General features: G+C 37.0%; 7 protein-coding genes. 4 read left to right on the forward strand and 3 right to left on the reverse strand.

Translation table 11 applies throughout. The annotated features are described in order from the left end of the window. The 3 genes from ACIR131C_RS0101250 to ACIR131C_RS0101260 form a co-directional block, all read right to left on the reverse strand. A partial coding sequence (locus tag ACIR131C_RS0101250) for an O-antigen ligase family protein (RefSeq protein ID WP_028088747.1) occupies positions 1-1,287 on the reverse strand: 1,287 nt, incomplete at its 3' end. Then, positions 1,269-2,111 (reverse strand): YaaW family protein, encoded by an 843-nt coding sequence (locus tag ACIR131C_RS0101255; RefSeq protein WP_028088748.1) that lies wholly within the window; start codon positions 2,109-2,111, stop codon positions 1,269-1,271. The genes ACIR131C_RS0101255 and ACIR131C_RS0101250, both read right to left, overlap by 19 nt. A 71-nt stretch (positions 2,112-2,182) precedes the next feature. After that, positions 2,183-5,776 (reverse strand): hydantoinase B/oxoprolinase family protein, encoded by a 3,594-nt coding sequence (locus tag ACIR131C_RS0101260; RefSeq protein WP_028088749.1) that lies wholly within the window; start codon positions 5,774-5,776, stop codon positions 2,183-2,185. A 279-nt stretch (positions 5,777-6,055) separates the two neighbouring features. Here ACIR131C_RS0101260 and ACIR131C_RS0101265 point away from each other — a divergent pair, with 279 nt between their 5' ends. The 4 genes from ACIR131C_RS0101265 (at position 6,056) to ACIR131C_RS0101280 (ending at position 9,898) form a co-directional block, all read left to right on the forward strand. Then, on the forward strand, positions 6,056-6,361 hold the full coding sequence (locus ACIR131C_RS0101265) for a hypothetical protein (protein WP_028083898.1): 306 nt from the start codon (positions 6,056-6,058) through the stop codon (positions 6,359-6,361). A gap of 326 nt (positions 6,362-6,687) precedes the next feature. Then, positions 6,688-7,902 carry an ABC transporter substrate-binding protein gene (locus ACIR131C_RS0101270; protein WP_028088750.1) on the forward strand — a complete coding sequence of 405 codons (1,215 nt, stop codon included), beginning with the start codon at positions 6,688-6,690 and terminating at the stop codon, positions 7,900-7,902. Positions 7,903-7,908: 6 nt separating this feature from the next. Beyond that, complete coding sequence (locus ACIR131C_RS0101275) at positions 7,909-8,859, forward strand: branched-chain amino acid ABC transporter permease (RefSeq protein WP_028088751.1); 951 nt, start codon at positions 7,909-7,911, stop codon at positions 8,857-8,859. A 64-nt stretch (positions 8,860-8,923) separates the two neighbouring features. Beyond that, positions 8,924-9,898 (forward strand): RpnC/YadD family protein, encoded by a 975-nt coding sequence (locus ACIR131C_RS0101280; RefSeq protein ID WP_028088752.1) that lies wholly within the window; start codon positions 8,924-8,926, stop codon positions 9,896-9,898. The last annotated feature ends 91 nt before the right edge of the window (positions 9,899-9,989 follow it).

Below are 9,989 nucleotides of genomic sequence, written 5' to 3' on the forward strand. Positions count from 1 at the left end.
ATGTGATTGATATTGGTACATAACTCCACACAATGCAGCTAGAAATATCCAAGCCAGGGTATTTAACCGAATATCAAAGATGGTAATATCAACGGTATTAAATAATATCCAGCCGATAAATGTAATTAAATAACTAAAAAAGATGAGGCGATTTTTTGGTTCTATGGTTTGGGAGTTCCATAAAAGTTGACTAGCTGTAATTAATATCCAAATTAGTAACCCACAAAATAATAAGGTGGTAATTAGACCTGTTTCTGCTGATAACATTAAAAAGAGGTTATGGGGATGATTTATATCAATTTGCATTTGGGTTTTATACAGTTCATTAAAACTCCGTAAACCTGAACCAGTTAAGGGGTGTTTTTGGGTTAAATTTAAAGCAAATTCCCATTGGGTTTTTCTCATTAATGCTATCGGTCTATCAGGAAACATATCATCATTTAACCGCGCCCAAATTCCATAGGGAACGAATTTACGTAAAAATTCTGCTATGGGTGAAGGTGCAAAAGCTGCTAATAAAAAACAACTGGTAATACTGACAACAACACCAACAATTAATCGCCAACCTTGATATAAAGCATAGGCTAAACAAGCAAAAATAGCTATGAACCAGCCATTGCGAGAATTAGTTAAAATCAAGGCGATAAGGTTAGCAAATACTGTGATTGTTAAAAAGATGATTAGGGGATTTTTTTGTTTGAGTTTCTGATAGTTTTCTAGCCATAAACCTAAACCTAAAATGAAAATAGTTACTAAATATGCGGCTAAAGTATTAGCGTGCATAAAGTTAGAAGCCATGCGTCCTTGTGGTAGTCCTCCTGGTGCAACTATCCAATCAAAAACAATCCATAAAACCTGAAATTTAAAGTTCCAATTCAGAAATAATTGCCCAAATCCTATGATTAAAATAGGTATAGAACCGAATACCATTATCCAGGATATTTGTCTTAATTGGGTAGGTGTTTGTATGAGGGAAGTTAGTCCTGCAAAAAAGAAAAAGAAGGGTATTAAGTTGAATAAACCTAAAAAAGCATCTAGTTTGTTTGGGGCAAATCCGGTGCTAATGAGTAGTAAAATACTCAAAATAGCAAATCCCTGGTGAATTGGATACTGGCGAATGATATGGTATTGTTTGCGCCAAGTTAGTAATGAAGCCACAGCTATAGAAATACCCCCCAAAAATGGACTCAGGGGGAAAGATATTAGTCCAAATTGCAGCCAATTCCAAGGGGTTTGTAAGCGGAAATTCGGATGATAAAAGGTTTTTTTTAAGCTATTTCCCAGCATTCTGTACGGGTAAGACGAATTTGGGCGAGGGTAAACACTGTAGGAATTATTCTGCCATAGTTTGTAGCGATCGCTTTCCAACCTAAATCAGCAAAAAACCAAGCCCACATCATTGGACCAATAAAAGCAAATACACTACGAACTGCACTATAACGGGCTGCGCTCATGGTCATACCCCGTCGAGACATTTGTAAAGCTACATGATTTTGAAACTGTTTAGTCGCTAGTCCTGTACCTGTAATTGCTGCTTGTTTAGCTACTTGATAGGTAGCAAAATGAACAGCAAATTCACGGGCGATAGTTTGTAGTACAAAGGGTTGAATTACAGAAGTTACAGCCAAGGCGCTACCACCTTTAAATATTAATCCTAAAGGATCATGGTGTAATGATAATGGTAATGGTTGTTTTAAGTTGGATTCTACTAACTGACGTTGCAAATTAATAGTTAGTTGCTGCTTTTCTGTTTTTGGTAGTTGTTTCCAAACCTTTCCTAACAAATGTAAAAATACTTCTGCTTCTAAATCAACTGTTGTTAAATTTTGATCATAGTGAATTTTCAGATATTTACATACTTGAATCAAAGCTTGTCTGTAAGTTACTTTACCAGTTTTCCCCCGTAATACCGTGATCCCGTCGGCCGCTAAAAAACGAAAACGGTCCTCAATAGCATTTAACCAAGCTTGACGGTCTTGGCTTTGTACTGTAATGGGTTCGGGGGTGTGAACATAATCTAAGGGGTTAAATTTGCGACTAAACAGAATTGCTGTCAAGTCCTGTAATTCTTCTTCGGTGGCTAATTCTAATACTGTCCTGAGTTCTTCCAATTTCCCGTCCTCTCTTGCGTACAACTTATCTGTCACCTATTCTACTACGTTATCAATGAAAATTCACCTCATCACAACTGGCTGTAGCCTCCACCACCAGGAGTTTCAATCACAAATATATCTCCAGGATTCATTTCTACCACGGCTTTGCTTGCTAATTTCTCCACAGTTCCATTATTTCTTTCTACATAGTTTTTACCTACTATACCTGCTTCTCCACCACATAAACCAAATGGGGGAATAATGCGATGATTTGCTAAAATTCCTGCTGTCATATTTTCTAAAAATCGTAACCGCCGAATTACACCATTTCCACCGTGATATTGACCTTGACCACCACTATGTTGACGAATTGCAAAACTTTCTAAAATCACAGGAAAACGCCATTCTAAAACTTCGGGATCTGTTAATCTAGAATTAGTCATGTGAGTATGAACTGCGTCTGTTCCATCAAAATTTGCACCCGCACCAGAACCACCGCAAATAGTTTCATAATATTGATATTTTTCATTTCCAAAAGTGAAATTATTCATTGTTCCTTGGGAAGCTGCTAACATACCTAAAGCCCCATATAAAGTATCAGTAATTGCTTGGGAAGTTTCCACGTTTCCCCCAACTACCGCAGCGGGATAGGAGGGGTTTAACATACAACCTTGAGGAATAATAACTTCTAAGGGTTTCATACATCCTGCATTTAAAGGAATATCGTCATTTACTAAGGTGCGAAAAACATATAAAACTGCTGCTTTACATACGGCTGAAGGTGCATTAAAGTTATTATTTAATTGTGGTGAAGTACCAGTAAAGTCTATTTTGGCATTTCTGGAGTTTTTATCAATGGTAATTTCTACTTTAATCATACTTCCATCATCTAAAGCATAACTAAAACTACCGTTTTTTAAAACTTCAATGACTCGACGAACAGATTCTTCCCCATTGTCTTGAACAAAACCCATATAAGCTTGGACAGTTTCCAAACTATAGTGTTCTACCATTTTTAGTAGTTCTTGAACACCGATTTGATTCGCTGCAATTTGCGCTTTTAAATCGGCGATATTTTGAGAAATATTCCTAGCTGGGTAAGGTTCACTGCTGAGTAAATTAATTAATTCCTGTTCACAGAAAATCCCAGAATTAACTAGTTGAAAATTATCTAATAAAATTCCTTCTTCTGCTATATTTGTACTATAAGGTGGCATAGAACCAGGAGTTATTCCCCCAATATCTGCATGATGTCCCCGGGAAGCAACATAAAAAATGGGAAAATTAGCATTGAGAAATACAGGAGTAATAACTGTAATATCTGGAAGGTGTGTTCCCCCATTGTAGGGATTATTAGCAGCAAAAACATCACCCGGTTTAATATTATTTTCATGAGTGGAAATCAAAGCTTGAACACTTTCACTCATAGAACCTAAATGGACAGGAATATGCGGCGCATTTGCTACCAATTGTCCATGATGATCGAAAATTGCACAGGAAAAATCAAGTCTTTCTTTAATATTGACAGAGGAACTGGTATTTTGTAATGTTATACCCATTTGTTCAGCGATCGCTCGAAACAAATTATTAAAAATTTCCAACATAACCGCGTCTTGACGATTTTGGATTTTAGATTTTGGATTTTCCATTAAAGATTGAGCATTTCCATTATGCTTTAATATCAAATTCTGAATATTAGTTAATTCCGCTTTCCAGTTAGGTTCAATAATATTTGTACCTGTCGCTTCTACAATAATTGCAGGACCTAAAATACAGTCCCCCGGTTGTAAATTCTCCCGACGATAAACTGGAGTATTCCACCATTTTCCAGCCGTAAACATTTGTACGGTTGTCTCCGCAACAGGTAAATTATCATTTATTCGAGAAATTACGGTGACAGTTTGGCGATGATGATGTAATACTAATTCTACCGTTACCGCCTCCACAATTAACCGCTTTTCCGGGACAATAAAGCCATAACGCTGACGGTGTAATTCTGCAAATTGATCCTCTATTGCTTGTAAATCAGCGAAATCTACCACTAAAGGCGCGTCTGTTCCTTCATATCTCAAATGCAGTTTTTTATACAATATAATCTCTACATTACCAGGATTTTGGCGGTTTAATTCTTTTTTCCCCGCTGCTGCTAATTCTGCGAATACTGCTTTTAAATCTGATAACAATTTTAATTCTAAAACCGCTTCAATAGCTTTGTCCTTTAAGACTCTAACATCTGCTAAACCCATCCCATAAGCAGATAAAACCCCAGAATAGGGATGAATCAATACCTGTTTCATCCCTAAAGCGTCAGCAATTAAACAAGCGTGTTGTCCACCGGCACCACCAAAACAACATAAAGTATATTCGGATATATCATAACCACGTTGAAGCGAGATTTTCTTAATTGCATTGGCCATTTTATCAACAGCTATGGTCAGAAAACCTGTGGCTACTTCCTCCGCTGGGCGATGATCACCAATTTCTGCTCTTAATTCCGCAAATTTACCCTTGACAATTTCTACATCTAATGGTAAATTTGCTTCTCTACCAAATACCTGGGGAAAAAAAGCCGGTTGCAACTTACCCACCATCACATTACAATCTGTCACTGTCAGCGGTCCGCCTTTAGAGTAGGAAGCCGGTCCAGGATTTGCACCAGCGGATTCTGGTCCGACGCGATAGCGAGAACCATCGAAATGTAAAATTGAGCCACCACCCGCTGCAACTGTATGAATAGCCATCATTGGTGTGCGAAATCTCACCCCAGCCACTTCCGCCTCTAATGTGCGTTCATATTCACCATTGTAATGGGCAACATCCGTAGATGTACCACCCATATCAAAACTGATAATTTTATTAAATCCTGCTAGGAGGCTAGTTTGCACCGCCCCGACAATTCCCCCCGCAGGACCAGATAAGATGCTATCTTTACCTTTAAATGTTTCCGCGTCAGTTAAGCCTCCGTGAGATTGCATAAACTGGAGGGTGACATTTTTTCCCAACTGACTGGCTACTTGATTGACATATCTTCGTAAAATCGGGGATAAATAAGCATCTACTACCGTTGTATCACCCCGACTAACTAACTTCATTAACGGGGTAACTTCATGAGATACTGAAACTTGGGTAAAGCCGATGTTTTTAGCGAGGTTAGCAACTTGTTTTTCATGGTTAGTGTAGCGATAACCGTGCATAAAAACAATTGCACAGGAACGAATGCCATTATTGTAAGCTGTTTGTAGTTGTGGGTGAACACTATCTAAATTTAAGTTAATTAATATCTCACCTTGAGCATTGTAACGTTCTTCTACTTCAATCACCTGCTCATACAACATTTCTGGTAAAATAATTTGCCGAGCAAAAATATCAGGACGGTTTTGATACCCAATTCTTAAAGCGTCTGCAAACCCCTTGGTGATAATTAAAACAGTTCTATCTCCCTTTTTTTCCAGGAGGGCATTTGTGGCTACTGTTGTTCCCATTTTAACAACTGCGATTTCTTGACTAGGAATAGCCGCGTGATCAGAAATGCCTAAAATTTGCCTAATTCCCTCTATAGCGGCATCGGTGTACCGTTCGGGATTTTCGGATAATAGCTTATGAATTTGTAACTTACCGTCTGGGCTTTTGGCGACAATATCAGTAAACGTACCACCCCTATCAATCCAAAATTCCCAAGTCATTGTAGATTACACCTCTGTCAATAGTTACAAACTTTAATCAAAACCCTAACTAAGTATTGGTAGGTTTAGCAATTCCCGTTCCAGGCTTCGTTATCATGACTATATTCTATCTGATCAAAATATATCAATCTCAAGTGCAATCTGTGATATATGCTGATTTAAGGTTAGACTTTTAATATATGGGAAAAAAATACTTCTTTCCTTATCTATTGTAAAATTCACTTAACAAACAAAGATTGAGTTTAAATAAGTGCCATCAGATACAAAGGAGAAATGACAATGACAGAAAATACTCAAGAAAACAGTGGTAATACTGAACAAAGTTCTCAAGGAACAATGATAGTAGCTGGAATGCGTCCCATTACCACAGGGACTTTACAGGTAGTTGATACCTACAACTCCATGGGAATTCGTCCCATAGGTGCAAACACATTCCAAGTGGTTGATAGTATTAATTTGTCTGGTATTCGTCCCATTGCTTCCAGCGCTTTGGTAATTGCTCAAAACTATTCTATATTCGGAAATCGCCCAATAGCCCCAAATACTTTTGATGATTCCGAAATTTTGATGGGTTTTCTAGATTAGTGCCAAAGTTAAGAATTGAGGATTCAGAATGCTTGTATAAAGTATCTAATGTTTAGAGTCAGGCTATATTCGCCCAATACTTGAAAAACATCCTGTTAATTCTTCTGAGGTCGTTGCATAATTCATACCGCCATTATGCAACACCGTAAAATTACTAGTTTTGCTGTGCTAATTTATATCAAGCAGGACTTGTACTGAGCTTATCTAAGTATGCCCGCACCACAGGATACTGATATTTTCAAAAATCAAACCCACTACAGTAACTAATTATCAGTTCTTGTGTGGTTAAATAAATATGATCCCAAAACTATAACTATAGTTGAATCATGAACAAAACTCCTGGACTAACAACCACATTCTTAGCTACCTGCGCTATTTTACTAACAGCTTGCGGCAGCGGTAATACCGGGACTAACACTGCAACTAATACCTCCACCCCTACATCTAATGCTATCCCTATTGGCATCGCCTTTGCCCAGACTAGCAACGTAGCCTTACTAGGTCAAGAGGGTATAGCAGGTGTAAAAATAGCCGAAAAGTATTTTAATGACCAAGGTGGGGTTAATGGTACACCCATTAAATTAGTAGTGCAAGATACTAGTGGAGATGAATCAGGGGCAATCAACGCCTTTCAAACATTAATCAACAAAGATAAAGTGGTGGGTATTATTGGTCCAACTTTATCCCAACAAGCTTTTAGTGCTGACCCCGTTGCAGAACGTGCTAAAGTTCCAGTAATTGCAGCATCAAATACGGCTAAGGGTATTCCCGAATTAGGTGATTATATTGCTCGTGTATCTGTACCTATTGCTAAAGTTGCTCCCAATGCAGTCAAAGCAGCACTCAAACAAAACCCCAATATTAAAAAAGTGGCTGTTTTTTATGCCCAAAATGACGCATTTAACAAATCAGAAACAGAAATATTTCAAAACACAGTTAAAGACGCAAAACTAGAAATAGTTACAGTCCAAAAATTTCAAACTACTGATACTGATTTTCAAAGTCAAATTACTAATGCGATGAATTTAAAACCAGATTTAGTGATTATTTCTGGTTTGGCTGCTGATGGTGGTAACTTAGTAAGACAGTTGCGAGAACTCGGTTATAAAGGTTTAATTATTGGTGGCAATGGTTTAAACTCATCTAATATATTGACAGTGTGTAAAGCACTTTGCGATGGTGTAATTATTGCTCAAGCCTACAGTCCAGATCATGCTAATAATATTAACCAAAAATTTCGGCAAATTTATTTAGATCAATACAAAAAAGAACCACCCCAATTTAGCGCCCAAGCCTTTACGGCGCTACAAGTTTATGTAGAAGCACTCAAAGCCTTAGATAATCAGAGCAAGATTAATAAATTGCCATTACCACAATTAAGAACTGCACTGAATAAACAGATATTAGCAGGAAAGTATGATACACCTTTAGGGGAAATATCTTTCACACCTATCGGTGAAGTAGTACAAAAAGATTTATATGTAGCCCAAATCAAAATGGATAAAGATGGTAATAGTGGCAAATTCACATTTATTAAATAGTCGGAAATGGATTTTACAGTAATTTTACAACAGTTGTTAAATGGGTTATCTATTGGCAGCGTTTACGCTATTTTTGCTTTAGGATATACCCTAGTTTATTCGATTTTAGGCATCATTAATTTAGCCCATGGGGCAATTTTTACTTTAGGTGCTTATTTTACTTATGCACTCATGGGCGGGAATTTTGGCTTTAGTGGTTTGTTAGCTAATGCAGCTTTACCCGTAAAATTGCCTTTTACAATTGCTTTGATTTTAGGTAGTATCTTCGCTGGATTAATCGGAGTCATCATGGAACGTCTTGCCTTTAAACCATTGCGGCGTAAAGGTTCTGACCCATTATTAACAGTGGTTTCCAGCTTGGGTGTAGCCGTGGTAATTGTTAACTTAATTCAATATTTATTAGGTGCAGAAAGTTACACTTTTCCAGCGGATACTTTTGGGAATTTACCAGCAGCCATTAATTTTGGTAGCGCCCAACATCCAATTCCTATTCGTACTGTACAACTAATAATTTTTGTTGTTTCCTTGATAGTTGTTTCCATGATTACCTATTTTGTTAATTATACTAAATATGGTAAAGCTATGCAAGCGATCGCTGAAGATCAAATAACTGCCAGTTTGTTAGGAATTAATACCGATAAATTCATCATTATCACATTTTTTATCAGCAGTTTCTTAGCAGGTTTAGCAGGAACTTTAGTCGCTTCTAGTGTCAGTATAGCCGGTCCTTATTTTGGAATTGGTTTTGGTTTACGGGGTTTAGCTGTAATTGTTTTAGGAGGTTTAGGAAGTATTCCCGGTGCAGTTTTGGGAGGTTTAGTTATCGGGATAATTGAAGCATTAGTTCCCGGAGAATATTCTGGTTATAAAGATGCTGTTGCTTTTGGCATCTTGTTTATGATGTTATTAGTTAGACCCCAAGGTTTATTAGGTAAGAAATTTATTCAAAAGGTGTAGAATTAAAATATTTATCTAAGGAAATACAGCAATTAGAGTAATTTAGCTATCAGGAATCTTTGTTATGAAACAAGTAACTGCTAATTATGATGAATCTTGGAAAGAAGCATTAACAGAGTATTTTGAAAGCTTCTTAACCTTCTTTTTTCCCGAAATCCATCAATTAATTGATTGGACACAAACCCCTCAGTCCCTTGATAAAGAACTACAGGAGATTACAGCTTCATCAGAAACAGAAAAACGTATTGCTGACCAACTTTATCAAGTTTGGTTACTGGATAAACGAGAAGTTTGGATATTAATTCATGTTGAAATTCAAAGTCAATATGAAGTATATTTTGGTGAACGGATGTATATTTATAATTACCGTTCCTTTGATTTATATCACAAACCTGTAATTAGTCTCGCCGTTTTAGGTGATGAAAGGAACAATTGGCGACCTAATGCTTATGGTTATTCCCTTGGAGGGTGTGAAGTTAGTCTGAAATTTCCCATTGCTAAACTACTGGACTATGAATCTCGCTGGCAAGAATTAGAAGCTAGTGCTAATCCATTTGCTATCATAGTAATGGCACATTTGAAAACTAAAGCAACCACTGGTAATTTATCAGAACGGGAGCAATGGAAATGGACATTAATTCGCGGACTTTATGATAGAGGCTTAACAAAAGAACAAATTGTTAAACTCTTTAAAATCATTGACAAAATGATGACTTTACCTGGTCAATTACAGCAAAAGTTACTAAATCAACTCAACAGTTTAGAGGAGGAAAGAAAAATGCCTTTTATCAGTCCTACAGAAGAAATGGCAATAGAACGCGGTAAAGAGATTGGTAAGGAAATTGGTGCATTACAAAAAGCTCGTAATTGCATCAAAACTGTTTTGCAAACTCGATTTGGTGAGGTTTCTTTAGAGATTATAGTATCTCTATCTCAGATTTCTAATTTATCTATTTTAGATGAAATGTTGAAATTGGCTGTAACAGTTAATTCTGTGGATGATTTTAAACAGACTTTGGAATTGACAATATCTAAATAATTAATTGCGAAGACAATTTGCTAAAATAAATTACAGCACTTCCCGATGTTATGAGGTACAAGAACCCCACCCCCAACCCCCTCCCCGCAAG

Source organism: Dolichospermum circinale AWQC131C (assembly GCF_000426905.1).
GTDB classification, from domain to species: domain Bacteria; phylum Cyanobacteriota; class Cyanobacteriia; order Cyanobacteriales; family Nostocaceae; genus Dolichospermum; species Dolichospermum circinale.

What these genes read in the sequence shown, in the direction of transcription:
- ACIR131C_RS0101260 (WP_028088749.1), bottom strand. Translation starts at nt 5,776, where the DNA reads ATGACTTGGGAATTTTGGATTGATAGGGGTGGTACGTTTACTGATATT.
- ACIR131C_RS0101265 (WP_028083898.1), top strand. Translation starts at nt 6,056, where the DNA reads ATGACAGAAAATACTCAAGAAAACAGTGGTAATACTGAACAAAGTTCT.
- ACIR131C_RS0101270 (WP_028088750.1), top strand. Translation starts at nt 6,688, where the DNA reads ATGAACAAAACTCCTGGACTAACAACCACATTCTTAGCTACCTGCGCT.
- ACIR131C_RS0101275 (WP_028088751.1), top strand. Translation starts at nt 7,909, where the DNA reads ATGGATTTTACAGTAATTTTACAACAGTTGTTAAATGGGTTATCTATT.
- ACIR131C_RS0101280 (WP_028088752.1), top strand. Translation starts at nt 8,924, where the DNA reads ATGAAACAAGTAACTGCTAATTATGATGAATCTTGGAAAGAAGCATTA.